The organism is uncultured Devosia sp., assembly GCF_964244875.1.
In the GTDB taxonomy this organism is placed as follows: Bacteria; Pseudomonadota; Alphaproteobacteria; order Rhizobiales; family Devosiaceae; genus Devosia.
In genome coordinates, this window is sequence record NZ_CAXTKA010000006.1 from 1 (window position 1) to 24546 (window position 24546).

Consider the following 24546-nt stretch of genomic DNA (forward strand, 5'->3'; position numbering starts at 1 on the left):
GGCGATCGTCTCACTATTTTATTTTACCAGGGGCGAAAGCCGTCTCGGGGTCCGCTCACTGTCGATAACCGCCCCCAGGCGGGGATTCCGCATGGGCAAAAATCCGCCCATTTCCCGCCGTCATCGTCGTGTTATTCTACCATTGAGCCCGCCATGGGCCCGGGGCCTCAGCCGATGCAGCTCAAGAACAACGCCTACCGTCTCAACGAAACCCTCAAGGGCGTCGAGACCATGACGCGCTTCGCCCTGGCCGTGCTGGCGCTGGCCTCGGGCGTTTATACCTATCTCGGCGTGCGCGGCATTCTCGATGGCTCGGCGACCTTCGTGTTCTTTGCCGCCATCATCTATTCGGCCGCCGTCTCGGTGGCCATCTATGCCTTCTGGAGCTTCATGCTGCGCTTCGTGCCCCTGGTCACCAGCGGCGTGCAGCGCGTCGGCCTGTTCGTGACCATGGCCATCGGCTGCGTCATGATCATGGCCATGAGCTCCTGGCTCAATGCCGCGGCCCTGGCCGGTTCCGCCGCGCTCGAGCAGCACATGGCCGTGACGCTGCAGGGCTATGCCGAGGATCTTGACACCGCCCACGCCAATGCCCTGTCCGCCCAGAGCCTTTTGCCCGACGTGCAGCGCGCCGCCGAACGCTTTACCGGCCTTGCCGCATCCGAGCGCGAATCGGGCGCCCTGACCGGCACCACCGGCTCGGGCAGCGTCGTGCAGCTCTTGAGCCAGATGGGCAACCAGATGACCCAGCTGGCCACCACCATCACCGGCAGCCGCGATGAGGTTGCGGCCCTGTTCGAACAGGGCTCGGCGCGCCTCGCCACCATGCGCGAACTGGTCTCGACGCCCGGCACCATCGAGCCGCGCTCCGACCAGTTCCAGTCCGAAGCCGTGCAACTGACCGCCCTGATCGCCGCGCTCGAGCAAACCGGCGTCGCCGCCTCGGTCAAGCGCGCCTCCGCCGATCTGAGCGCCGGCTTCATCGCCCCGGTCGCCGACGGAACCTCCGCCGATCTGGCCAGCCGCCAGGACCAGGTCATGGAAACCGTGCGTGCCTCGGTCGCCGCCCAGTCCGCCGCCTTGACCCAGGCCGCCGATGAAATCCTGGCGACGCCGCCGGTCGAGCAGCGCCGCTTCGTACCCCTCTCCAGCGCCGAGGCGGTGATCCGCTACTGGTCCGATTTCATCCCCTCCTGGGCCGGCGCCATCTCCATCGATCTGCTGCCGGTGGTGCTGGTGCTGGTGCTGATGATCGTCAACGACGCCATGCGCCGCGACGCCGGCACGCTGGAGGAAGCCGAAAACATTACCGCCGCCGAAATGCTGCGCGCCATGGCGCTGTATCGCCGCATGCAGGAGACCGGTGTTCTCCCAGACGCTGTCGTGTTACCCGCCACTGCCGAACCCGAGCCGCCCGCCGAACACCCGCCGCTCGAGCACCCGCTCGCGCCTGCGGCCCAGAACTCTGCCGACGATGCCACCGTCACCTCGATCGAGGCGGCCCAGCGCAAGCGCAGCGACGGGCCGCTCCGCCCGTGAAAACCGATGCCAATGCCCGCGCCGCGACCGGCGACGGACCGTTCTATCGCCGTTTCATCGCCCTGGCAGCCGCCATCGAGGACGGCGCCATCATGCGCGTCGCCTTCTTTGCGCTCTTGCTGGGCACGCTCTCGGTGCTGTTTGTCGACTACCGCCAATTGACCGCCAACCAAGGCACGGCTCTTGCCGCACCGATGCCGCCTATCCTGCCCGCCATCGATCCGGCCGGCCCGGCCCAGGGACCCGCGCCCGCGATCACCACCAGTCCCGACGTGCTGGAGCAACCCCTGGCTATCACCCTGCAGCCCGGCGGCGTGCTGGCCTTGACCGGCACCTTCGACCTCGGCGCTGCCGCCCGCTTCGCCACCGAGATCGAAGCGCGCGGCGAATATGTCGCCACCATCGTGCTGGATTCCCCCGGTGGCTCGGTCGAGGATGCCCTGGCCATCGCGGCGCTGATCCACGAGCGCGCGTTCGGCACCGCCGTTGCGGCCGGAGCGCTCTGCGCCTCCTCGTGCCCGCTGGTGCTGGCCGCCGGTGTTACCCGGACCGCCAGCGACCAGGCCGCCATCGGCGTGCACCAGATCTACGCGGCCCAGCTTTCGGGCGACCCCCAGACCGCTTTGCGCGTCGCCGGCACCGCCATGGCCGATGCACAAACGACGACTGCCCGAATCACCCGGTTTCTTGCTACAACCGGCGTCGATCCGGCCATTTGGCTGCATGCGCTCGAAACCCCGCCGGATCGTCTCTACTATCTGACGCCTGCGGAAATGACGAAATACCGCCTGGTCACGGCGCTGCAAAATCAGCCCGCGACCGGAACCTGAGGAGGAATGCGGACGTTTCGTTCAATCAGAAGTTTATAGCGGAAGGGAGGCCACTATGACTGACCAGCACATCTTGACGCGCCATCGCGATATCCAGAACTGGGTGACCGATCGGCGGGGAATTCCGGCAATTACCCGCGTTCGCGATCGTTTCGGGGAGGTTCATGCCCAGCTCAAGCTGAGCTTTGACCGGACCGACCGGGCCAAGCCCGACCTGGGCCGCCAGGAAGAGGGCGTGAGCCCCTGCTCGTGGACGGCCTGGCTCGCCGAACTGGATCGCCAGCAATTGGCATTGCGCATTTCGGACGAACAGGACCGCTTCGAACTGATCGAGCGACGCGGCCCAGCTAATTGAGCCACCAGCGTTCGCCAACGCCCATGAAGCGCCGGGGTTAGGGCAAATCACCACCCCGGCGTCTCACTCGAGATCGGGAACGTCGCCGTGTTGATAAAGGACCACTGGCGGGCCGAACTCGCCCATCACCAGATCGGCCGACCGCGACCAGGCGATCACCCCGACATGACGCTGCGCCATCTCCTTGGCCGTCCGGATCGCCGTGCCCTCGTCACGCATTTCGCGCGGTTCGAACGCCGGCGACAATTCGCCGTCCTCGGAACGATCGAAGGCCAGCAGCACGATCAACCTGGTCGGTTTGGATTCTGCCTCGCTCATCCCCGGCCGCCTGCTCCCAGCCCAAATGGTGCCGCATAGGTGACTCGAACACCTGACCCCATCATTACGAATGATGTGCTCTACCAACTGAGCTAATGCGGCTTGATCGGCGGGCCGATCGATTGCGGTCTTTTACTGAGGGTTTCCAGCCGGTGCAAGAGGCATCGCGGCAAGGGGCTCCTGCACCATGGGCAATCCAGGCTCGCTTGCGGGCCGCAAGGTCGCCGTCACCGGCACTTTCCATTCGAAAGCATCCAGCTTGCCGGTCATCGGGGAAACCGGCTCCCACTCGTCGCTGGTCAAACCATCGGCGGTCCAGACCGGATCGCGCGGCGCCCGCACCGCCCGCGCCAGCCATTCGCGCGCCTTGCCTTGGTCGCCCGACTGGCCTTCCTCGATTTCCGCCATCAGGCTGGCCACACCCGCCGTCGCGTCCTTGCCGGCAAACGGCGCGAGCGCCGCACGCGCCTTGTCCCAGTCATAGGCATCGATGGCGGCCCGCGCCAACACCATGGCCCCCGCGCGATGCGGCGGCGGCAGCGCCACCAGTTCGCCCATGCGCTTGAGCCGATCCATCGCCGATGCCCCCGGCTGCGCATGCGCATAGAGCAGCGCCGCATCCGGATGCCCGGTTCCCCGCCAGATCCGGCGCAGCAGGCTCATCGCCTTGCGCGTCTCGCCGCGATTGATGTGGATGCGGGCGGCGATCAGCGCCGCCGGCACAAAGTCGGGCAACAGCTTGAGCGCGGTCAGCGCATGGTCCAGCGCCGGCAACGGATCACCGATTTCGGCCTCCCTGGCGCGCGCCGTCTCGATCACCGCCTGGCGACGGCGCTTACGCGCCCGCTCCTCGCGCGAATTGGCCGCCTCGACATTGACCATGGCCACGGCTTCAGCCCATTGCCCGCGCCGCACGAAATCCTCGAACACCGCGCTTGCCGCCCACCCCGCCTGGGGCGCCAGCACCAGCGCCTTGCGCGCAAAGGTCAGCGCTGCCTCGGGCCTGGCTTGCACGCGGGCCTGCTCGTAAAGCCCCGACAGCGCCGCCAGCGCGGTACTCTCATTGGCGATCAGCGCGCGGTAATGCTCGCGTGCCGCCGGCATGTCGCCCATCGCCAGGTCCGCCCGCGCTTCCAGCAACCGTGCCGCCTGGTTGTGCGGCAATCGCAATTGCGCCTCGCGGGCCAATGTGCGGGCCCGCGCCGGCTCGCCCGATTGCAGCGCAATGATCGCATCGCTCAGCGCCTCGACGCCCTGCTCCTTGCGGCGCTCCCGCGTCCGCCGCGTCATGGCCCGCGGCGCCAACAGGATCCGGCGCACCACTCCCCAGACCACGATGACGACGACGGCCACGACGAGGAACAGCACGATCGCCACCCCCAGCCGGGGCTGCATCCGGTATCCTGCGGCTTCGAGCGTCAGTGTGCCATCAAGCGAAATCAGCCACGCCACAAAGGCGGTGATGACCAGGCTGCCGATGATCCAGGAGGCGAGCCGGATCATGAAACGCCCCCGGTCAGCGCCTGCCGGCGCAGGTCCTCGAGCAACTGGCCGGCTTCGGCCTGGCCAGCGATGAGGCCGGGCACATCGCCCGCGGCGGCCTGCATCGGCTCGGGCAGGCTGTCCATCAGCGCCTGGGCTCCGGCGAAATCGCGCCGCGTGATCGCAGCCTCGAGCCGGGACATCACCGCCTCGGGCCCATCTCCCTCCAACGCCCCGGTCGGGCGCAAGGCAATCGCGCCACGCAGCCAATCCAGCGCCCCGTCTTGCCAGCCGGCATCGGGATTGGCTGGCCGCCCGGCCAGCATGGCCGGCAACACGGCGGCAAACCGGCTGGCGATCACGTCGGGACGCGGCAACCCCGTGGCAGCGGCGTTGGCGATGCCGGTCGGCACACTGGCCTCGGGCACCGCCGCGCGCAGGGCCGCCAACTCGGTTTCAAACGGCCGTCCGCTGGCGAACGCCACCTCGAGGCCCGACAAGACCAGCGGCAATTGCAGCACCGCGCCGACATCGGCCGGCTGTTGCGCCAAGGCGGCGCTGGTCTGGCTGACGCTGGTCTCAAGGGTCCGGACGCTCGCTTCGGTGGTGCCGAGCCGGGCCCCAAGCTCTTCCAGGCGCGAGCCGAAGGCCGCGACATCGCCCTTGAGCCCCTCGACATCGGCAGGGGCGACGCCACTCTCCGGCGCCTCTCCCAGCCCGTCGACGCGCGCCGCCAACGCGGCGATATCGGCCTTGATCGTCCCCAGATCCTGCGCGGGCGCCGTCGCTTCCGCTGCCCCGTCCGTCTGTTCAAGGCTGGCGACGCGCCCATTGAGCGCTGCCAATTCCGATTGTGTGGTCTGGGTCACCGTCTGCAATTGCGGGATCGCGCTGCCCAATTGCGCCAGCCGGGGATCGGCCGGCGCAGTCGTAACGGTGGCACTCGGCCAGTAGCCCAGCGCCGCGAGCCCATAGGCGGCCGCCAGACCCAGCACCCCGCCCACGATCGCCGCGCCAATCCCGAACGGGGGCTCCGCCGGCGATACGGGTGGCAGGGCCTTGGGCGGATTGGGCTTGCTCGGCTCGGCCTTGGCCTCTGCCGGGGCCGGCTTGGGCGCATCGGGTTCGGGCGGGTTGCTCGGACGAGCCTTCAGGTCCAGCACCGGCGGACGAACCGGACCGGTCTTTGGCTCGGCGTTGAGGGCAGCGGCGCTTTTGGCTTCGGTGCCTTGGGGATCAGTGCCTTTTGCCTCAGCCATCGAACGCCTCCGTCTTGCTGGCCTCTATCATGGCCGGTTTCGCTCGCGCGTAACAGCCAGCGCCAAGGCCATCATGGCCTCCTCGCTGGGATAATCGGCGAGGCTGACCCGGTTGAAATGCGCCGCCATCGCCGGCTCTGCCACCGCTTCGGACAGGCATAGCATGGCAATGCGCGAGCGCTGCGTCCGATCCAGTCGTCCTTCCAGCGCTTGCACGAAAAGTTCGGCGGTGCGACGCGAATACAGCAGCACCGCGTCGATATCCCCGCTCTGGAGCCCCGATACCACCGCCTCCGGCAGGTGATCGACCGGCACCATGTCGTAAAGCCGGGCCGTCACCACCATCACCCCAAAGGGCGCCAGCGACTTGGCGAGATCCCCGCTCAAATGCTTGCCGGCGGGATAAAACACCGGGCCTTGCAGACGCGCATGGGCCAGCCGATTGGCCAGATCGCCCAGCGTGCCGCCCGCATCCACCACATCGGCAAAACCCATGGACCTGGCCTCGAGCGCGGTCCGCCCGCCCACGGCAAATACCGGCAGCGCACGGTATTGCTCGACCACGCCGCGATCGGCCAGCGCGCGCAATCCATTGGCGCTGCTCAGCGCCAGGGCCGCGAATCCTTGCGCAGGCGGCAGGCTGGTCTCGAGCGTCCGCCGGCTCATCAAGGGCGCCGCCACGGCCGCGATATCCAGCGCCGCCAGCCGCTGCACGGTTGCCTGCCCATCCGGTTCGGCGCGCGTCACCAGGGCGCGCATCAGCTTTGGGCCCATCGTGCCAGAACCTCGCTGCCCGCCCCATCCAGCAGCCTCTGCCCCAAGGCCGCGCCGAGCGCTTCGGCGTCCCCGGCAGGTCCGGTTACGCTGTCGGCAACGGTCGTCTGTCCATCCAGGCTGATGATTTCACCGCGCAGCAGCACCATGTCCCCCTCAAGGCGCGACAATGCCCCCACCGGCGTGCGGCAGGAGCCATCCAGAACGCGCAGCAGCGCCCGCTCGGCCACGATGCCAAGATGGGTCTCCCGATGATCGAGCGGCGCGACCAGTGCGGCCAGGCGCTGGTCTTCCTGGCGAATAGCGATGCCGACTGCCCCCTGCGCCGGCGCTGGCATGAACTGGCTGGGATCGAGATAGGCGGTGGCCCGGTGCCCCTGCCCCAGCCGGTTGAGCCCGGCCACCGCCAGCATCGTCGCCTCGGCGACGCCATCGACAAGCTTTTGCAGTCGCGTATCCACGTTGCCACGAAACGGCACGATCACCAGGTCAGGCCGCCGCCGCAACACCTGCGCCGTACGCCGGATCGAGGAGGTACCGAACCGGGCGCCCCGCGGCAACTCATCGAGATCTCCCGCGATCACCGATATGAACGCATCGCGCACGTCCTCGCGCTCCAAAAACGCCGGCAGCGCAATGCCCTTCGGCAACACGCTGGCCACATCCTTGCACGAATGCACGCCCAGATCGATCGCCCCGCTTAGCAACGCCTGGTCGATTTCCTTGGTGAACAACCCCTTGCCGCCGATCTCGGTCAGGCTGGCATTGCTCTGCTGGCTGCGATCGCCGCCGGTGGAAATCACCTTGATCTCGATCGAGGCGGGATCGATGCCATGCGCCTGCGCCAGCTTTTCTTGCACCAGCCGCGCCTGCACCAGCGCCAGGGGCGAGCCGCGCGTTCCGATCCGGGCAAAGGGTGTGGGCGATTGCAATCTCTTGGCGTCCTATAGTAGGCAAGGCTCGTGTCAGGGAGTAGACCAGTTCGTCATGACCGGGCAAGCGCCAGCCACCATATTGGGCATCGAGACCAGCTGCGACGAAACTGCGGCCGCCATCGTCACCCGCGATCGATCCGGCCATGGCATGATCGCCGCCAATGTGGTCCGCTCGCAGCTCGATGAACATGCGGCATTCGGCGGCGTGGTGCCCGAACTGGCGGCGCGGGCCCACCTGACCTATCTCGACCATATCATTGCCCAGGCCTGCCGCGAGGCCGGACTGGCGCTCCAAGACGTGGACGCCATTGCCGCCACGGCCGGCCCCGGCCTGATCGGCGGCGTGCTGGTGGGCCTGACCACCGCCAAGGCCCTGGCGGCGGCCCTCGACAAGCCCCTGATCGCCGTCAATCACCTCGAAGCCCATGCGCTGACCGCCCGGCTGACTGACAATGTGCAATTCCCCTACCTGATGCTGCTGGTTTCGGGCGGCCACACCCAGTTCGTGCTGGTGCGCGGCGTCGGCGATTACCAGCGCTGGGGCACCACCATCGACGATGCCCTGGGCGAGGCCTTCGACAAGGTGGCCAAGCTCCTGAGCCTGGGCCATCCCGGCGGCCCCGCGATGGAAGCTGCGGCCAGATCGGGAGATCCGGCCCGCTTCAAGTTTCCCCGCCCGCTCCTGCACGAACGGCGGCTCGATTTTTCCTTTTCCGGCCTCAAGACCGCGGTGCGGCTCAAGGCCGAAGCCCTGGCGCCCCTTAGCGAGCAGGACGTGGCCGATATTGCCGCCAGCTTCCAGGCCACGGTGGCGCACATCGTCGCCGTCCGCGCCGGGCAGGCGCTGGACCGCTTCCGCGCCGCGCTGCCGCAAGCGCCAGCCAATCTTGTGGTCGCCGGCGGCGTCGCCGCCAATCGCACCATTGCCGCCAGGTTGCATGCAGTCTGCTCGGAACGCGGAGCAACCCTGATCGTGCCCCCCATTGCCCTTTGCACCGACAATGGCGCCATGGTGGCCTGGGCTGGGGCCGAGCGCTTTGCCCTGGGCGTCGCCGACGGGCTGGACACCATGGCCCGGCCGCGCTGGCCGCTTGATCTGCCCGACATGAGGGTCCAGCCCCATGGCGCTTGAAAGCGTGGCGATCATCGGCGGCGGCGCCTGGGGCACGGCGCTGGCGCAGGCCGCTGCCATGGCGGGACGCACCGTCACGCTGGTCGTCCGCGACCCGGCCCAGGTCGACGAAATCAACGCTCAGCATACCAATCGGCGTTTCCTCACAGACCAGCCTTTGCTCGACGCCATTCGCGCGACCACCGACATGCAGCCTGCCGATATCGTCATCCTGGCGGTGCCGGCGCAAGCGACACGAGCGGTCTTGCTCGCCCTTGATCCGCAGGTCCTGGCCGGCCGGTCCGTCATCGTTTCCGCCAAGGGCCTCGAAGTCGGAACCCTCGAACGCCAAAGCCAGATCGTGCTCGATATGGTGCCCGATGCCTCCGCTTATGTCTTGTCCGGTCCCAGCTTTGCCGCCGATGTCGCCGCCGGAAGGCCTACCGCCGTGACCCTGGCGGGCGACGACGCCAGCGCCACCTCGGCTTTGGCTGCCGCTCTCGCTGGGCCCAGCTTTCGCCCCTATGCCGCCGATGATCGCATCGGCGTCGAGATCGCCGGCGCGCTCAAGAATATCTATGCCCTGGCTTGCGGCGCGGTTGAAGGTGCCCGGCTCGGCGCCTCGGCCCGCGCGGCTCTGCTGGCCCGCGGCTATGCCGAAATGGTGCGCATGGTAGTCGCCATGGGCGGCTCTGCCAGCACCCTGACTGGCCTTGCCGGCCTCGGCGATCTGACCCTGACCTGCACCTCGCCTCAATCGCGCAATTACCAGTTCGGCATGGCGCTGGGCCAGGGCCGCCGCGTCGACGAAATCATGGCCTCCGGCGCCAAATTGGCCGAAGGCGTCAGCACCACGCCGGTCGCCGCCCAACTGGCGCGCAGCCTTGCGGTGGACATGCCGCTGATCGAGGCCGTCAATGCCGTGCTCGAGGGCACGGCCACCATTCAAACCGTCGTGGCCGGACTGATGTCCCGCCCGCTCAAACGCGAGGACTGACCCATGCTCTTTGCCATTATCGCCCAGGACAAGCCGAACGGCGTCGAGCACCGCATGGCGGTGCGGCCCACCCACCTCAAGCATCTCGAAACGCTGGGCGACCGGCTGGTCTTTGCCGGCCCGTTCCTCGATGCTGAAGGCAAGCCCACCGGCTCGCTGATGGTGATCGAAGCTCCCAGCCTTGAAGAGGGCATGGCTCTGGCAGCGGCCGATCCCTTCGTGACGCAAGGCGTCTTTGCCGCCTACGAAGTCAAGCGCTGGAACTGGGGCATCAACAATCCCGACAAGCGGGGTCAGTAATGGCGTATTGGCTGATGAAGTCCGAGCCGGATGTGTTCTCCTTTGCCGACATGACGGCCAAGACCGCGCGCGGCGAACCCGAATCCTGGCATGGCGTGCGCAACTATGCCGCCCGCAACAACATGAAGGCCATGCAGCTGGGCGACGAGGCGTTTTTCTACCATTCCAATATCGGCAAGGAGATCGTCGGCATCATTCGGGTCATTGCCCTGGCTCACCCCGATGCGACCGGCGAACTGGGCAAGGACGGCAAGGTGATGTGGGAATGCGTCGATGTGGAAGCCGTCAAGCCGCTGCCCAGGCCGGTGACGCTGCAAACCATCAAGGCAACCCCGGCACTCGCCGAAATCGCCCTGATCAAGCTGTCGCGCCTGTCGGTCTCGCCGGTGCGCGACGATGAATGGAGCCTGATCTGCCAGATGGGCGGGCTTTGAACCCCGTCAGCTCTCCACCACGATGGGCGGGATATGCACCGGCTCGGCCGGCGGCGCATATTTGCTCAGCGTCGGCAATTGCAGCATGGAGAACAGGATGGTCAGCGGCATTACGCCCCACACCTTGAACGACACCCACACATCGCCCGCCGCCTTGGCATCATCGGGGTAATAAGCATTGGCGCCGCGCCACACCACTTCATTGGCGATCGCCAGCACGAGGAAAAACAATCCCCAGCGCAGCGTCAAGATGAACCAGCCGCGCGGCAGCAGCTTATAGACGTCGCCGAACACATATTTGAGCAGCGACTGCTTGAACAACAGCCCGCCCAGCAGGGTAAAGCTGAACAGCAGATTGGTGATGGTCGGCTTCATCTTGATGAAGGTATCGTCCTGCAGCCACAGCGTCAGGCCGCCGAACACCATCACCACGATGCCGGTCACGAGCGGCATGACGGCGACTTTTTTCAGCACGATCCAAGCCGCCAGCAGCGAAACTGCCATGGCCGCCATGAACACGGCGGTTGCAAAAATGATCGAATGCCCGCCGAACCAGCCGCTCAGGGTCGGGCTTGCGGCCAGCACGTCCTCGCCCTTGGCATTGGCCAGGAAAAACACCACCAGCGGGCCCAGTTCGAGCACCAGCTTGATGATCTGGGGACGCATTTCGTCCCACTTCACCTGGGGCTCTGCCGCTTCGGCCTTGTTGTCGCTCATGGTTTGGTGCTTTCGAAGTTCAGGCGCTCAATGTGGTCCGCCGGGCGGGCGCATGCAAGCAGGCGATAGCGGTCAAGCATGGTCCAAATGCGGCTAGGCCCTTGGCGCGCCGGCGATGGCCTGGGCAAAATCGGCCGCCGCGAACGGCTCCAGATCGTCGACACCCTCGCCCACGCCGATGAAATGCACCGGCATGCCGGACTTCCTGGCGATCGCCACCAGGATCCCGCCGCGTGCCGTACTGTCGAGCTTGGTCATGACCAGCCCGGTCACGCCGGCGCGGGCGCCAAAGATGTCCACCTGCCGCAAGGCGTTCTGCCCGGTCGTCGCATCCAGCGTCAGCAGCGTCGCATGGGGCGCGCTCGGATCGACCTTCTTGATGACGCGGATGATCTTTTCCAGCTCGTTCATCAATTCGTCACGGTTCTGCAACCGCCCGGCCGTGTCGATGATCAGCACATCGCGCGCTTCCGCCCTGGCGCGCGTGACCGCATCGAAGGCCAGCCCCGAGGCATCGGTGCCGGGCGGACCGCTGACCACGGGCGTATTGGTGCGCTGCCCCCAGATCTGCAACTGCTCGATCGCGGCGGCGCGAAACGTGTCGCCCGCCGCGAGCAACACCGATTTGCCCTCGGCAGCGAATTTCTGGCTCAACTTGCCGATCGTCGTGGTCTTGCCCGAACCGTTGACCCCGATCATCAGGATCACGAACGGCTTTTTACCCGCCTCGATCACCAATGGCCGCGCCACCGGAGCCAGAACCTTTTCCACTTCGCCGGCCAGCAAGGCGCGCACATCCTCGCCGCTGACATCGCGTCCGAAGCGCTCGCGGCGCAACACCTCGGTAATGGCCATTGCCGTGTCGAGGCCCAGATCGGCCTGGATCAACACGTCTTCCAGCTCGTCCAGCATGGCCGCATCGAGCTTTTTCTTGGTGAACACGCCGGCAATCGAGCCGGTGAGCTGGTCCGACGAGCGCCTGAGCCCTCCGGTGAGCCGCGCGAACCAGCCTGGCCTTGGCGCATCGGCACTGGCTGGCACCATGGCATTCGCTGGCGCCGGCGCTTCGGGCAGGGTTTCGGGCGGGCCGGGAGGCGGCACCGCCTCCAGGTCGGGGGGCACACGAGCTGGCGGCGGCGCCTCCGGCGTCGGCAGGACCGGCTCCGGCATCGGCGGCTCCGGATTGATCGGCCGCATCTGGCTGGGCGCGGGTTGGGGCCCCGGCGTCTCGAGGCCGAACAGGCGCTTGAAAAATCCCGGCTTCTGGTCGCTCATCGATCCACTTTCATTTGGCAACCTGGATCCATCAGGCAGCGTCGGCCAGCATCTCGCCGATCAGGCCGTCCGCACCCACCCCGATGACCCGCACTGCCAGCAACGCACCGGGCTGTGCTCCGGCAACGCTGACGGGCAGAAATTGTTCGGTCCGCCCCAGCCCGTCGCGCTCGATCAAGACGCTTTCGAGCATGCCGACCCGGCTGGCCTGCAATGCCGCCACCTGCCGCTTGCCCTCTGCGCGCAACAGGGCCGCGCGACGCCGGGCCACGCCCCCGTCAACCTGCGGCATCCGCGCCGCCGGCGTGCCCTGGCGCGGCGAATAGGGAAAGACGTGCAGATAGGTCAACCCGGCCTCCGCGACGATGCGCAGCGTACTGTCGAACATGGCATCGTCTTCGGTGGGAAAGCCGGCGATGATATCGGCCCCGAACACCATGTCCGGCCGCAGCGTCCGCAGCTTGCCCACGATGGCGAGCGCGTCGGCGCGGCTGTGCCGCCGCTTCATGCGTTTCAGGATCATGTCGTCGCCCGATTGCAGGCTCAGATGCAGATGCGGCATCAGCCGGCGCTCGCTGGCCACGGCATCGTACAGCGCCGTGTCCGCCTCGATGGAATCGATGGAGGAAATGCGCAGGCGCGGCAGGTCGGGCACATGCCGCAGGATGGCTTGCACCAGCGTGCCAAGGCTGGGCAGTCCCGGCAGGTCGCCGCCATAGGAGGTGATGTCGACCCCGCTCAGCACCACTTCGCGATAGCCGTTTTGCACCAGCGTCTTGATCTGGTTGACGACGACGCCCATCGGCACCGAACGGGACGGGCCGCGCCCGAACGGGATGATACAGAAGGTGCAGCGGTGATCGCAGCCGTTCTGGACCTGGACGAAGGCACGGGCGCGCCCATCCATGCCCTCGATCAGGTGACCGGCGGTCTCGCGCACGCTCATGATGTCGTTGACCTGGACCTTGTCGTTGAGCGGCGTGCCGAACACCATCGGCGCATAGCTTGCGGCCTGCATCTTGTCATTGTTGCCGATGACCAGGTCCACTTCGGCCATGTCGCCGAACGCCCTCGGATCGGTTTGCGCGGCGCAGCCGGTCACGATGATCCTGGCATCGGGCCGCTCGCGCCGGGCCTTGCGCACCGCCTGCTTGGCCTGCCGCACCGCTTCGGCGGTCACGGCACAGGTGTTGATGATGATGGCATTGTCGAGCCCGGCCTTGAGCGCCTCGGTCTTGATGACTTCGCTCTCATAGGCATTGAGGCGGCACCCCAAGGTCAGCGTTTCGACCGACATCAGGCCGCTTCCTCGTTGCGCGACCACTCGCCCGTGACCGGATCGAGCGTCCCGGAAAATTCCAGCTCGGCCGGTCCCGTCAGGACCACATGATCGTTGTCGCGCCACTCGACCCGCAAATCCCCGCCCGGCAGCGTCACCGTCGCCGTGCGCCCGCCTCGCTTGGTGCGCGCCGCGCTGACCAGGGCCGCACAGGCCGCGGTGCCGCAGGCCTGCGTCAGCCCGGCACCCCGCTCCCAGGTGCGCAGGATAATGTGATCGCTGCTGACAACCTGCGCGATGGAGATATTGGCGCGCTCGGGGAACATCGGATGGTTCTCGAGCAAGGGCCCGAACCGCTCGAGCGCGTAAGTCCACACATCGTCCTTGACCCAGAAAACGGCATGCGGATTGCCCATCGACACCACCGAGGGCGTGTGCAGGATCGGTGCATCGATCGGCCCGATCTGCAACTCGATCCCGCTCGTATCGCTGAATTCTTCGCTGAGCGGGATCTCGCGCCAGCCGAAATGCGGCTTGCCCATGTCTACCGCGATCAGCCCGTCGTCATGCTCGTCGCCGCCGAGGATGCCCGCCAGCGTCTCGAACACATAGCTCGCCTGCCCGGTCTCGGCCGCCAGCATCTGCACCACGCAGCGCATGCCGTTGCCGCAGGCTTGGGCGCGCGTGCCGTCCGAATTGATGATCTCGATATAGGCGAAGGTGCCCGGCGTCCGCGGATCGTGGATCGCCATGATCTGATCGAACCTGGTTGACGGCGCCCCATTGATGGCGATCGCCGCCGTGGCTGCAATCCGCTCCGGACGACCGCGCAGATCGACGACGATGATCTCGTTGCCCAAGCCGTTCATCTTGTTAAACGGCACGCCGCTCACGCCTGGCCTCATGGCACTCAAATCCGGTAATGGCGCCTATATGGCGCAAACGCCCGCCGATTGCCAGTCTTTGCCCCAAACGCCACCCCTCATGGTGACTTTGCCTGCATCCTTTCGCGGCCGGAGGTGGGCCAGGGTTCATTTCATCCCCGCTTAACCAGACCAGGAGGAGAGGCGCGCGAAACGGCCAAAACCCGGCTAAGAGCATAAAAGGTTATTTCGGCCATGGTTTGCCCTTGCGCGGTTGGGGGAGCGTCAGTTGCAGTCGAGCTGTTTGAGGGGCAAGCACGAGCGGATCGTCCTGCTGGCCATGCAGTGCATGGACGCAGCACTTGCGCTTTGGTTTCACCCTGCCGTTGCCGCATCAGCCCATGGTGATATCGATGGCTGAGAGCGCCGCCATGAGCTTGACCACGCCGCGCGCGACACCGGCTGGCAAGGCTGCCGCCACCCATGCCGCCCGGCTCAAGCTGGCCTCGATTGCGCGGGCGCCTTGGGAGGCGCTGTGCGTCACGGCCATCGAACCCAATGTGTTCTTTGATCCCGGCTTTGCCATTGCCGCGACCTCGCTGGCGCTCGGTGGCAAAGGCGCCGACGCGCTCGTGGCTTTCGATGGTGCCAATCGCCAGCGCATAATGGGCCTCCTGCCCGTGGTCAGCGCCTGGCAGGCCTATAAGCTACCGGTTCCGGCGCTGGTGGCGCTCCAGCCCTATTCACCCCTGTCGACCCCCCTGCTCGACAGGGATGACGCCATTGCCGCCGCCGGCGCCCTGATCGATGGCGCGGCGGCTGCCGGCGCATCTCTGCTGGTGCTGCCCGCCATGGCGCTCGACGGCCCCGCCGCAGCGGCGATGCACGCGGCATTGGCCGAGCGCGGCCTCCGGGCCACCACCGATCGCGCCCATGGCCGGGCGGCGTTCGATGCGACCACCGGCGATGTCGATAGCTATCTGCGCGCCGGCATGGGCGCCAAGAAGCTCAAGGAATTGCGCCGCCTGCGCCACCGCATGGACGATGACGGCACCGTGGCGCTGACAATCGCCAGCACACCCGCGACCTTGCGACTGGCGCTCGACCGCTTCCTGGAGCTCGAAGCGCGCGGCTGGAAGGGCAATCTGGGTACGGGCCTCGCCCAGGCCCAGGGCGATGCGGCCTTCATTCACGCCGCTGCCGCCGACCTGGGCGCGCGCGGCGCCTTCGACATTGCCGAGCTCACGCTGGATGGCACCACCGTGGCCGCAGGCCTGGTGCTGGCCCAAGGCGATCGCGCGTTCTTTTTGAAGATTGCCTATGACGAAACCATGAGCCGGGTGTCGCCCGGGGTGCAGCTGACGCTGGACCTGACCCGCCACTTCGCCGGCAATCCGGCGCTCGCCTTGGTGGATTCCACCGCCGATGCCGGCCACCCGATGATCGACCACGTCTGGCGCGAGCGCCTCGCCATCGGCGACCTGCTGGTGCCCACCCGTGCCGGCCCGCTCGGCGCCGCCCTGGCCGGGCTCGTCATCGGGCGCCGCCAGGCGCGCGACGCCGCCAAGCGCCTCCGCCGATTTGCCAGAACGTTCCGGGAGAAGACATCATGAGCACCTTGCTGACCGCCGATGAAGCCGCCTTCGAGGCGCTGTTTCCCCTCAAGCCGTTTCGCATCCGGCACGGCCTGGCGGGCGATGCGCGCCTGACGCTGCCGGCCATCCTCGAACTGGTCAAGGCCATGCCGCGCGACCGCATCGAATACAATTCGGGCAAGGCCGCCGTCAGCCAGGACCCCACCACCACGCCCCTGGTCGATCTCGACCCCGAAGAGGTCATCAACAAGATCGAGACGGCCGGTGCCTGGATGGTGCTCAAGCGCATCGAAATCCACCCCACCTACAAGGGCCTGCTCGAGCAGGCCCTGATGTCGGTGGCCACCGCCCGGGGCCATGCCAGCCTGAAGGACGCCGGCTTTTCCGATATCCAGGGCTTCCTGTTCGTCTCCTCGCCCGGCTCGACCACCCCGTTCCATCTCGACAGCGAGGACAATTTCTTCGTCCAGATCCATGGCGACAAGATCTTCAACGTCTATGACAACCAGGATCATGCGATCGCCAGCGACGACCAGATCGAGCATTGCATCACCAAGCACCGCAATCTCAAGTTCGAGGACGGCTACCGCGCCAAGGAAATGCACAACGATCTGAAACCCGGTGAAGGCGTCTTCGTGCCGTATCTCTGGCCGCACTGGGTGCGCACCAAGGACACCTATTCCATTTCGGTGGCGATCACCTGGAAGACCAAGGCCGTCAAGCGGCGCAACGATCTCTACGTGTTCAATTCCCTGCTGCGCGACCGCGGCCTGGCCCAGGCAGCTCCGGGCGCAAGGCCGTTGCTCGATGCGGTCAAGCTCACCGCGTTCCGCACGATCAATGCGCTGGTCGCGCCCCTGCGCCAGAGCGAAGCCATCCGCCGCGTTATCCGCTCGATCGTCCTGGGGCGCGACGCCAACTATTATTATCGCGCCGGCAAGGCCGAAAAAGCCAAGTGAACACTGCCGTGACGGCCTTTGTGCAACCGCTCGCCACCGCGGCCGCCTGGCCGGACGATCGCCCGCAAGTGCGTCCGGCCGCAGTCGCAAGCATTGCGGGCCAGGGGCTGAGCGTTATCCGCACCGCCGCCCAGTTCGAGGCGCTCGCCCCCGAATGGCTGGCGCTTGAAACCGAGGCCGACGGCGCGCAGTTTTTCCAGAGCGCCGGCTGGGCCCGCGCCATCTTCGCCTTCGAAGCCGCCCGCGATACCGGCCGATTCGATCCCATTATCGTTGCCCTGCGCCAGAACGGGCGCTTGCGGGCCGTGCTGCCGCTGGAGCGGCTGGGCGGCGCCCTGCGCATCCTGGTGCCCCTGGGCGACGGCTTCGCCCAGTTTACCGACCTGCTCTGTGCCCCCGACCTCGACACCAAGGCCGCGGTCGATGCCATGCTGGCGGCAGCTATAAAGGCCGCGCCCTGCGACCTGGTATCGCTGCATAAGGTGCGCAGCGACGGCCACCTGGTGGCTGGCCTGTCCGGCGCAGTCCAGACCGGGGAAGCGCTCGGCGCGCCCTTTGAACGCCTGACCGACTGGGCCGACTTCGAGGGCTATTTCGCCTCGATCCGCCCCAAGACCCGCAAGAACATGCGATCGGGCCGCAATCGGCTGGAACGCGAGGGCCCGCTGGAGCACCGCATTGCCCTGGGCGACGCGGCCATTGGCGCCGTGGTCGCGCGCATCGTTGCCGGCCGCGCCAACCGCCTCAAGGAGCAGGGCCTGACCTCGCGCGCCTTCGCCGATCGCGATTTCGCCGGCTTCTGCGCCGGCCTTGCCGGGGCCGCAGGGATCGAGGTGATGGCCCTGTCGCTGTGCCGCGACGGCGAGCCGCTATCGGAACAATGGGGCTTCGTGCATGGGGGCCGCTATTACATCTTCATGACCAGCCGCGATTTCGGCTCCAGCGAGGAAAGCCCCGGCAAGCTGCAGATGAAAGACGTGATGCAGGCCTCCTTCGCGCGTGGCATCCGCACTGTCGATTTCATGACCCCGATCATGCCCTATAAGCAGACCTGGTGCCGCCAGCTTGCCCAGGTGCGTGACTATGCCATTCCGGTGACGCCCAAGGGCTGGTTGCGCATCAATCTCTGGGACCGCCGCGCCCGTCCGCGGCTCAAGCGCGTCGTCAACGGCCTGCCCAAGCCGCTCCGCACGGCACTGCTGCGCCTCGTCGGTAAGACCGTCTAGCGCCCGTTCCTTGACTCACAAGCATAACCCGCCTATGCAGCGCCCATTCATCAGGCCTTTGCCCTGAACCGCCGACCGGGACCCCTTGTGGTATAAAACGATCCCGGAGGCCAACATCCGCCAGCGCGTTGCGCCCGCGGGTGGGTTTGGCGTTTGGCACGGTGGAGCGACGGACAAGACTAGGAGTCGCAGGCTCCAAGCACCATATCTCTTTGGATCAGCCGAAGAGACAAGGACCGAATATGTTTGACAGCTTAGGCGACCGGCTTGGCAAAATCTTCGATGGTCTGCGCGGGCGCGGCGCGCTGAGCGTTGCCGACGTCGACGTGGCGTTGCGCGAAATTCGCCGCGCGCTGATCGAGGCCGACGTATCGCTCGAAGTGGTCAAGGCCTTTGTCGAGCAGGTGCGCGAGCGCGCCGTCGGCCTGGAGGTGACCCGTTCGGTGACCCCCGGCCAGCAGGTCGTCAAGATCGTCCATGATGAACTGGTCGCAGTGCTCGGCGAAGCGGCCGTGCCGATCAGCCTCAATGCCGTGGCGCCTGTCACGATTCTGATGGTGGGCCTGCAGGGTTCGGGCAAGACCACGACCACCGCCAAGCTCGCCAAGCGCTTCAAGGACCGCCAGAACAAGAAGGTCCTGCTGGCCTCCCTCGATACCCGCCGCCCCGCCGCCATGGAGCAGTTGCGCGTCCTGGGCGAGCAGGTCGGCGTCGCCACCCTGGCGATCGTGGCGGGTGAAAACCCGGTCCAGATCGCCACCCGCGCCGCGCGCGAAGGCAAACTGGGCGGCTTCGATATCCTGATCCTGGACACGGCCGGCCGCGTCCATGTCGACGAAGACCTGATGGCCGAAACGGCCCAGATCAAGGCCATTGCCAATCCGCACGAAATCCTTCTGGTCGTCGATGCGTTGACCGGCCAGGACGCCATCAACGTCGCCCGCGCCTTCGACAGTCGCCTCGATGCCACCGGCATTGTCCTGACTCGCGTTGATGGCGATGGGCGCGGCGGCGCGGCTTTGTCCATGCGGGCCGCCACCGGCAAGCCCATCAAGCTGATCGGCACCGGCGAAAAAATGGACGCGCTGGAGGATTTCCATCCCTCCCGCATCGCCGACCGCATTCTGGGCATGGGCGATATCGTCTCCTTGGTCGAGCGCGCTGCCGAGCACGTTTCGGCCGAAGATGCCCAGAAGATGGCCAAGAAGCTCAAGAAGGGCTCCTTTGATCTGGACGATCTGCGCGGCCAGTTGCTGCAGATGAAGAAGATGGGCGGCATGAACGGCCTGATGGCCATGATGCCCGGCATTGGCCAGATGAAGAAGGCCATGGCCAATGCCAATGTTGATGAAAAGGTGTTCGATCGCCAGATCGCCATCATCGGCTCGATGACGAAAAAAGAACGCGCCGAGCCCGATCTGCTCAATGCATCGCGGCGCAAGCGCATCGCCTCTGGCGCCGGCGTCGAAGTCAGCGAAATCAACAAGCTGATCAAGCAGCACCGCCAGATGGCCGACATGATGAAAAAAGTCGGCAAGGGCGGCATGGGTGCTTTAGGCGGCATGTTTGGCGGCAAGATGGGCGGGATGATGGGCGCCATGCCCGATCTGTCCAAGATGGATCCCAGCCAGCTCGAAGCCATGGCCCGCCAGGCCGGCATCGATCCCAGGCAGCTTCAGCAAGGCATGGGCGCATCCCAGCCGCAGCTGGCCGATAAACTGCCGACCGATGTCGGCGCCCTGTTCAAATCCGCCCCTGGCCTGCCGGGCCTGGGCGGCGCTCCCCGTTTCCCCGGCCTTCCTGGCCTGGGCAGGAAAAAGTAACTCAACCGTCGATTCAAAGGACTAAAACATGGCTCTCAAACTTCGCCTCGCCCGTGGCGGCACCAAGAAGCGTCCCTTCTACCACATCGTCGTCGCCGACGCCCGCTCGCCCCGCGATGGCCGCTTCATCGAAAAGCTGGGCACCTTCAATCCGCTGCTGGCCAAGGACAATGAAGCCCGCATCGTGCTCGACACCGACCGCGCCAGGCACTGGCTCGAGGTTGGCGCCCAGCCGACCGATCGCGTGCTGCGTTTCCTCGATACCGCAGGCCTTGCCAAGCGCGAAGCCCGCAACAACCCGGAACGCGCCGTCCCTGGTGCCAAGGCCACCGAACGCGCCGAGGCCCGCACAGCCGCTGCTGCCGCCGCCGAAGCCGCCCGCAATGCCCCCAAGGAAGAAGCCGCTCCCCCCGAAGACGCTGCTGCCGAATAAGGCCCTCGTTGTGGTTGATTGGGCCTCGATACACCGTATCGGGGCCCTTTCTGTCTCCACAGCCACCGGTCTTACCCTCCGACGAGGGACGAGGCGGTCCACTGGCAGTTCCCGTGCTGACCGCACCCTGCTATGCACTCTTAGATCTGCCTCCGGAGACCCCATGACCAATTCCAATCGCCTGCTGATGGGCATGATCGGCGCGGCCCACGGCATCAAGGGCGAGGTTAGGATTACCCCCTATACCCAGGACCCCGAGGCGATTGCTGCCTATGGGCCGCTCGAAACCGACCGGCCGGGGCTGAGCGTCACCATTGCCCATCTGCGAGTGCAGAAAACCGTGGTGATTGCCCGCCTCAAGGGCGTGGCCGATCGCAACGCGGCCGAGGCTCTCAACGGCGTATCGCTGTTCATCGATCGCTCGCGCCTCCCCGAGACCGAGGACGACGACGATTTCTACCATGCCGACCTCATCGGACTTGAAGCCCGGCTCGAGGACGGCACGGTGATCGGCACGGTTACCGCACTCCCCAATTTCGGCGCCAGTGACCTCATCGAAATCCGCAATGACGTCTCCGGCGACACCTATCTCTACCCCTTCACCAAGGGCGTGGTGCCCACCATCCATATCGAGCAGGGCTATTTGACCATCATCGTCCCCACCGAAACCGAATGGGGCGAGGAGGAAGAGCCCGATTGAGCTTTTCCGCCGCAATCATCACCTTGTTTCCCGACCTGTTTCCCGGGCCCCTTGGCGCCTCGGTGATCGGCCGCGGCATGGCCGACGGGCTCTGGTCGCTGCAAACCACGCAGCTCCGCGATTTTGCCACCGATCGGCACCGCACCGTCGATGATACCCCTTCGGGCGGCGGCGCCGGCATGGTGCTCAAGCCCGATATCCTGGCCGCTGCGATCGATGCCGTTGCACCCGAGGGCGATCCGCGCCCGCGCATCCTGATGTCGCCGCGCGGCCGGCCGCTGAGCCAGGCGCGGGCTCGCGAGCTGGCCGCCGGGCCGGGTGCCGTCATCGTCTGCGGCCGCTTCGAAGGCGTCGACCAGCGCGTCATCCAGGCCCGACGGCTCGAGGAAATCTCCATCGGCGACTACGTGTTGGCCGGCGGCGAAGTCGCCGCCATGGTGCTGCTGGAAGCCGTGGTGCGGCTGCTTCCCGGTGTGCTCGGCGCTGCCGAAAGCCACGCCGATGAAAGCTTTGAAAACGGCCTGCTGGAATATCCGCACTATACCCGCCCCCAGAAATTCGAGGGCGTCGACATTCCCGCCGTGCTGACCTCGGGCGATCACGGCAAGATCGCCAAATGGCGGCAGGCGGAGAGTGTGGCGATTACACAAGCACGTCGGCCGGATTTGCTGGAGAAGTAGCCCCCTCATCCGCCCCTTCGGGGCACCTTCTCCCACAAGGGCAGAAGGGATGGAGCCGAGAATTACCAGTCGTCGCCCTTCTCCCCTCGTGGGAGAAGGTGGCGCGCAGCGCCGGATGAGGGGGCGCGATGGCGCCACAGTCACAAAAGTGACCAAAACCCATGGACTCCGGCCGCTTTTTCCCCTATAGCGCCGCCACGACCGTGCGATGGGCTATTCGGACCTGTCGCACCGAAATAAAAAGACGAAAACCTCCGTTGTAACCAAGACCGGGCAGTCGGGACCAGTTTCCCGAGCAATGCTCCATTGAAAAGATCAGGACGGATCAGCATGAATATCATCGAACAGCTCAATGCCGAGCAGGTGTCGGCCCAGGCCGCCAAGCGCACCCTGCCCGAATTCACCCATGGCGACACCGTCAAGGTTTGGGTCAAGATTCGCGAAGGCGAAAAAGAGCGCCTCCAGGCCTATGAGGGCATCGTTATCGCCCGCACCGGCGGCGGCATCACCGAAAGCTTCACCGTGCGCAAGATTTCGTACGGCGAGGGCGTCGAGCGCGTCTTCCCCCTTTATTCCCCGAACGTGGCGTCGGTCGAAGTGCTCAAGCGCGGCAAGGTGCGGCGCGCCAAGCTCTACTACCTGCGCGATCGGCGCGGTAAATCGGCCCGTATTTTCGAATCGACCAATTCGCGGACCAAGAAGATTGAGGCTACCGAGCGCACCGCTGCCCTCGAAGCCAAGAACGCTCGCGAAGCCGAAAAGATTGCCGCTGCCGAGGCCTTTGCCGCGGAAGCGGCCGCCAAGGACGCGCAGGCTGCAGCCGATGCTGCCGCCGCCGAGCAGGCTGCTGCTGCGGAAGCGGGCGCTGCCGAGCCCAAGGCCGAGTAAGCTGGCGCTTCGATACGATCTGAAAAACCCGGTCGCCAGGCCGGGTTTTTGTTTGTCGGAATGGATTCACGTGAAACGCTGCCTGCGGGCGGCAGCTCCTGACACCGGCTGGCAGGAGCCCGCCATTTCCGGCTTTACCCCTCTGCGCGCTCCGGCCATAAGATTTGACCGCCAGCCTGAAAGTCCCACAACAATGTCCGTTGCCGTCGTCACCTGGAACATTAACTCCGTCCGCCTGCGCCTGCCCATGGTGCTCGATTTTCTCGCGCAATATCGGCCGGACGTGCTGATGCTGCAGGAAATCAAATGCACCAATGACCAGTTTCCCTCCAATGCCTTCACCGAGGCCGGTTATCCTTATCAGGCCGTGCATGGCCAAAAGGGCTATCACGGCGTCGCCATCGTTTCGAAATTTCCGCTGGCCGACGTATCGAGCCGCGTTTTCTGCGACATTCCCGAATCGCGCCACGTCTCGGCCCTGACCGATCTCGGACACGGGCCGCTGACCCTGCACAATTTCTATATTCCCGCTGGAGGGGACGAGCCCGATCCGGCCATCAACCCCAAATTCAAGCATAAGCTGGGCTTTCTGAGCGAACTGACCACCTGGTTTGCCGAGCCCATCTTCCAGAGCGGCCACCTGATCGCCGGCGATTTCAACGTCGCCCCGCATGAAAACGACGTCTGGAGCCACAAGCAGCTGCTCAAGATCGTCAGCCACACCCCGCTCGAAACCGAAGCGCTGAACGCCATCCTCAATGGCGGCCACACTTGGATCGACCTGGTGCGCAAACATGTGCCCCACGATCAAAAGCTCTATTCCTGGTGGAGCTATCGCAGCGCCGATTGGGAGAATGCCGACAAGGGCCGGCGGCTGGACCACATCTGGTCCACCGGCGATGTCGCCGCGCATTGTGTCGGCGCCGAAATCATCAAGCCGGCCCGCGGCTGGACCGACAAGCCCAGCGACCATGTACCGGTGATCGCGCGGTTTGCGGGGTTGTAGAGGGCTAAGGTCGGCGCAAAGTACTTCCGCCCGCAGTGTCGCCCCGGCGCAGGCCGGGGACCATCCTGATAGCGTATCGCAAACCGCCAGACTGCTGTCGTGACGCCACTTTGCGGCAGTGGCCCCATCCCGAGATGGGCCCCCGCCTGCGCCGGTGTCACCGGGTTGGTGGCGGGTGGAGCCTACGGCACCGAATGTTTGAAGCGCCTTGCCGGCTGCCCCTAGCTCCCGCCCCGCATCTTGCTGCCCATCGGCTCCAAGGCACCCAGATAAGCCCCCAGATCGCCTTGGATGCGCTCTACCGCCCGTTGTGCCAGGTCCGGCGATTGCTGCAGCAGTTTCAAGAACGCCTGCCGCGGCACGAACAGGGTTTCGCAATCGATCACGGCGGTAATGGTCACCGGCCTGGGCTTGGCCAGAATCAGCGCCATCGCCGAGACGACGCTGCCGGCCTCGCTGACCACATAGGGCTTTGCCAGCGCGCCCTGCCCCTCGGGCTTGACCTTGAGCGTGCCCAGGGCCAGCACATGGGCGCCGCCGGGCACGTCGCCAGCCCGGTAGATCACGTCATCGGCGGCAAAGCTGCGCCGTTCGCTGGCAAACGCCAACAGGCGCCGCTGCTCGTCGTCGCACATCTCGAAAAATTCGGCCTGCGCCAGCACGCCGACCGCATTGTCAAACCGCATCTGCCCCTAGCCCGGATACGCACTCAGCAAGCGTGCTTCATCCTATAGGCCATTTCTTTCCCGGCTCTGAACGGAAATTTTA

The 24546-nt window shown here is 66.1% G+C and carries 26 protein-coding genes and 1 tRNA gene; 16 read left to right on the plus strand and 11 right to left on the minus strand.

From position 1 onward, the window contains the following. Nucleotides 1–153: 153 nt before the first annotated feature. From ACFE8X_RS08665 to ACFE8X_RS08675, 3 genes are all read left to right on the plus strand, one after another. Nucleotides 154–1539: a hypothetical protein gene (locus ACFE8X_RS08665; protein ID WP_375451061.1), complete on the plus strand. Its 1386-nt coding sequence runs from the start codon at nucleotides 154–156 to the stop codon at nucleotides 1537–1539. 92 nt (nucleotides 1540–1631) lie between these two features. After that, nucleotides 1632–2369 (plus strand): ATP-dependent Clp protease proteolytic subunit, encoded by a 738-nt coding sequence (locus ACFE8X_RS08670; RefSeq protein ID WP_375451264.1) that lies wholly within the window; start codon nucleotides 1632–1634, stop codon nucleotides 2367–2369. A gap of 55 nt (nucleotides 2370–2424) precedes the next feature. Beyond that, entirely contained in the window at nucleotides 2425–2724 is a 300-nt protein-coding gene (locus ACFE8X_RS08675) for a hypothetical protein (RefSeq protein ID WP_375451062.1), read from the plus strand. Nucleotides 2725–2787: 63 nt separating this feature from the next. On the opposite strand, the gene ACFE8X_RS08680 is transcribed toward ACFE8X_RS08675, so the two are convergent. From ACFE8X_RS08680 to hemC, 6 genes are all read right to left on the minus strand, one after another. Next, the gene (locus ACFE8X_RS08680) at nucleotides 2788–3042 is read right to left on the minus strand and encodes a hypothetical protein (protein ID WP_375451063.1); all 255 of its coding nucleotides are present in this window, start codon (nucleotides 3040–3042) and stop codon (nucleotides 2788–2790) included. A gap of 26 nt (nucleotides 3043–3068) precedes the next feature. Next, nucleotides 3069–3144 (minus strand) — tRNA-Thr (locus tag ACFE8X_RS08685). Between the two features lie 30 nt (nucleotides 3145–3174). Beyond that, a complete protein-coding gene (locus tag ACFE8X_RS08690) occupies nucleotides 3175–4545 on the minus strand; it encodes a heme biosynthesis protein HemY (RefSeq protein WP_375451064.1) in 1371 nt (456 codons plus the stop codon). Next, nucleotides 4542–5783 (minus strand): hypothetical protein, encoded by a 1242-nt coding sequence (locus tag ACFE8X_RS08695; RefSeq protein ID WP_375451065.1) that lies wholly within the window; start codon nucleotides 5781–5783, stop codon nucleotides 4542–4544. Before ACFE8X_RS08695 ends, ACFE8X_RS08690 begins: the two co-directional genes overlap by 4 nt. Before the next feature lie 27 nt (nucleotides 5784–5810). Next, nucleotides 5811–6557 carry a uroporphyrinogen-III synthase gene (locus ACFE8X_RS08700; protein WP_375451066.1) on the minus strand — a complete coding sequence of 249 codons (747 nt, stop codon included), beginning with the start codon at nucleotides 6555–6557 and terminating at the stop codon, nucleotides 5811–5813. Further along, nucleotides 6542–7489, minus strand: a complete 948-nt coding sequence (gene hemC, locus ACFE8X_RS08705; protein ID WP_375451067.1) for a hydroxymethylbilane synthase — start codon at nucleotides 7487–7489, stop codon at nucleotides 6542–6544. The genes ACFE8X_RS08700 and hemC overlap by 16 nt, the downstream gene beginning before the upstream one ends. A 55-nt stretch (nucleotides 7490–7544) precedes the next feature. Between hemC and tsaD the strand changes: the two genes are divergently transcribed. Genes tsaD through ACFE8X_RS08725 form a run of 4 tightly spaced genes read left to right on the plus strand, consistent with a single transcriptional unit; the run spans nucleotide 7545 to nucleotide 10334 of the window. Beyond that, entirely contained in the window at nucleotides 7545–8624 is a 1080-nt protein-coding gene (gene tsaD, locus ACFE8X_RS08710) for a tRNA (adenosine(37)-N6)-threonylcarbamoyltransferase complex transferase subunit TsaD (RefSeq protein WP_375451068.1), read from the plus strand. Beyond that, nucleotides 8614–9600, plus strand: coding sequence for an NAD(P)H-dependent glycerol-3-phosphate dehydrogenase (locus ACFE8X_RS08715; protein ID WP_375451069.1), 987 nt, complete (start codon nucleotides 8614–8616; stop codon nucleotides 9598–9600). The genes tsaD and ACFE8X_RS08715 overlap by 11 nt, the downstream gene beginning before the upstream one ends. Nucleotides 9601–9603: 3 nt before the next feature. Continuing rightward, nucleotides 9604–9900, plus strand: coding sequence for a YciI family protein (locus ACFE8X_RS08720; protein WP_375451070.1), 297 nt, complete (start codon nucleotides 9604–9606; stop codon nucleotides 9898–9900). After that, the gene (locus tag ACFE8X_RS08725) at nucleotides 9900–10334 is read left to right on the plus strand and encodes an EVE domain-containing protein (protein WP_375451071.1); all 435 of its coding nucleotides are present in this window, start codon (nucleotides 9900–9902) and stop codon (nucleotides 10332–10334) included. The genes ACFE8X_RS08720 and ACFE8X_RS08725 overlap by 1 nt, the downstream gene beginning before the upstream one ends. Nucleotides 10335–10340: 6 nt before the next feature. Here the strand turns inward: ACFE8X_RS08725 and ACFE8X_RS08730 are convergent, their stop codons facing one another. The 4 genes from ACFE8X_RS08730 to dapF all read right to left on the minus strand — a co-directional run bounded on the left by ACFE8X_RS08730 (nucleotide 10341) and on the right by dapF (nucleotide 14510). After that, on the minus strand, nucleotides 10341–11051 hold the full coding sequence (locus ACFE8X_RS08730) for a septation protein A (RefSeq protein ID WP_375451072.1): 711 nt from the start codon (nucleotides 11049–11051) through the stop codon (nucleotides 10341–10343). Nucleotides 11052–11144: 93 nt separating this feature from the next. Continuing rightward, nucleotides 11145–12326, minus strand: coding sequence for a signal recognition particle-docking protein FtsY (gene ftsY, locus ACFE8X_RS08735; RefSeq protein ID WP_375451073.1), 1182 nt, complete (start codon nucleotides 12324–12326; stop codon nucleotides 11145–11147). A gap of 31 nt (nucleotides 12327–12357) precedes the next feature. After that, on the minus strand, nucleotides 12358–13623 hold the full coding sequence (gene mtaB / locus ACFE8X_RS08740) for a tRNA (N(6)-L-threonylcarbamoyladenosine(37)-C(2))-methylthiotransferase MtaB (protein WP_375451074.1): 1266 nt from the start codon (nucleotides 13621–13623) through the stop codon (nucleotides 12358–12360). Continuing rightward, nucleotides 13623–14510, minus strand: coding sequence for a diaminopimelate epimerase (gene dapF, locus ACFE8X_RS08745; protein WP_375451075.1), 888 nt, complete (start codon nucleotides 14508–14510; stop codon nucleotides 13623–13625). The genes mtaB and dapF overlap by 1 nt, the downstream gene beginning before the upstream one ends. A gap of 371 nt (nucleotides 14511–14881) precedes the next feature. On the opposite strand from dapF, the gene ACFE8X_RS08750 reads away from it, so the two are divergent. The 9 genes from ACFE8X_RS08750 (at nucleotide 14882) to ACFE8X_RS08790 (ending at nucleotide 23778) form a co-directional block, all read left to right on the plus strand. Beyond that, nucleotides 14882–16081, plus strand: a complete 1200-nt coding sequence (locus ACFE8X_RS08750; protein WP_375451076.1) for a GNAT family N-acetyltransferase — start codon at nucleotides 14882–14884, stop codon at nucleotides 16079–16081. Continuing rightward, nucleotides 16078–17022, plus strand: a complete 945-nt coding sequence (locus ACFE8X_RS08755; RefSeq protein WP_375451077.1) for a cupin-like domain-containing protein — start codon at nucleotides 16078–16080, stop codon at nucleotides 17020–17022. Before ACFE8X_RS08750 ends, ACFE8X_RS08755 begins: the two co-directional genes overlap by 4 nt. Then, nucleotides 17019–18248 carry a GNAT family N-acetyltransferase gene (locus ACFE8X_RS08760; protein ID WP_375451078.1) on the plus strand — a complete coding sequence of 410 codons (1230 nt, stop codon included), beginning with the start codon at nucleotides 17019–17021 and terminating at the stop codon, nucleotides 18246–18248. The genes ACFE8X_RS08755 and ACFE8X_RS08760 overlap by 4 nt, the downstream gene beginning before the upstream one ends. Nucleotides 18249–18490: 242 nt before the next feature. Next, nucleotides 18491–20071 (plus strand): signal recognition particle protein, encoded by a 1581-nt coding sequence (gene ffh / locus ACFE8X_RS08765; RefSeq protein WP_375451079.1) that lies wholly within the window; start codon nucleotides 18491–18493, stop codon nucleotides 20069–20071. A gap of 28 nt (nucleotides 20072–20099) precedes the next feature. Then, nucleotides 20100–20504, plus strand: a complete 405-nt coding sequence (gene rpsP, locus ACFE8X_RS08770) for a 30S ribosomal protein S16 (RefSeq protein WP_375451080.1) — start codon at nucleotides 20100–20102, stop codon at nucleotides 20502–20504. Nucleotides 20505–20667: 163 nt separating this feature from the next. Then, nucleotides 20668–21204 carry a ribosome maturation factor RimM gene (gene rimM / locus ACFE8X_RS08775; protein ID WP_375451081.1) on the plus strand — a complete coding sequence of 179 codons (537 nt, stop codon included), beginning with the start codon at nucleotides 20668–20670 and terminating at the stop codon, nucleotides 21202–21204. Continuing rightward, nucleotides 21201–21884, plus strand: coding sequence for a tRNA (guanosine(37)-N1)-methyltransferase TrmD (gene trmD, locus ACFE8X_RS08780; protein ID WP_375451082.1), 684 nt, complete (start codon nucleotides 21201–21203; stop codon nucleotides 21882–21884). Before rimM ends, trmD begins: the two co-directional genes overlap by 4 nt. Before the next feature lie 330 nt (nucleotides 21885–22214). Further along, a complete protein-coding gene (rplS, locus tag ACFE8X_RS08785; protein WP_375451083.1) occupies nucleotides 22215–22772 on the plus strand; it encodes a 50S ribosomal protein L19 in 558 nt (185 codons plus the stop codon). Nucleotides 22773–22965: 193 nt separating this feature from the next. After that, complete coding sequence (locus tag ACFE8X_RS08790) at nucleotides 22966–23778, plus strand: exodeoxyribonuclease III (RefSeq protein ID WP_375451084.1); 813 nt, start codon at nucleotides 22966–22968, stop codon at nucleotides 23776–23778. 221 nt (nucleotides 23779–23999) lie between these two features. Here the strand turns inward: ACFE8X_RS08790 and ACFE8X_RS08795 are convergent, their stop codons facing one another. Continuing rightward, a complete protein-coding gene (locus tag ACFE8X_RS08795; RefSeq protein WP_375451085.1) occupies nucleotides 24000–24464 on the minus strand; it encodes a cyclic nucleotide-binding domain-containing protein in 465 nt (154 codons plus the stop codon). Nucleotides 24465–24546: the final 82 nt, after the last annotated feature.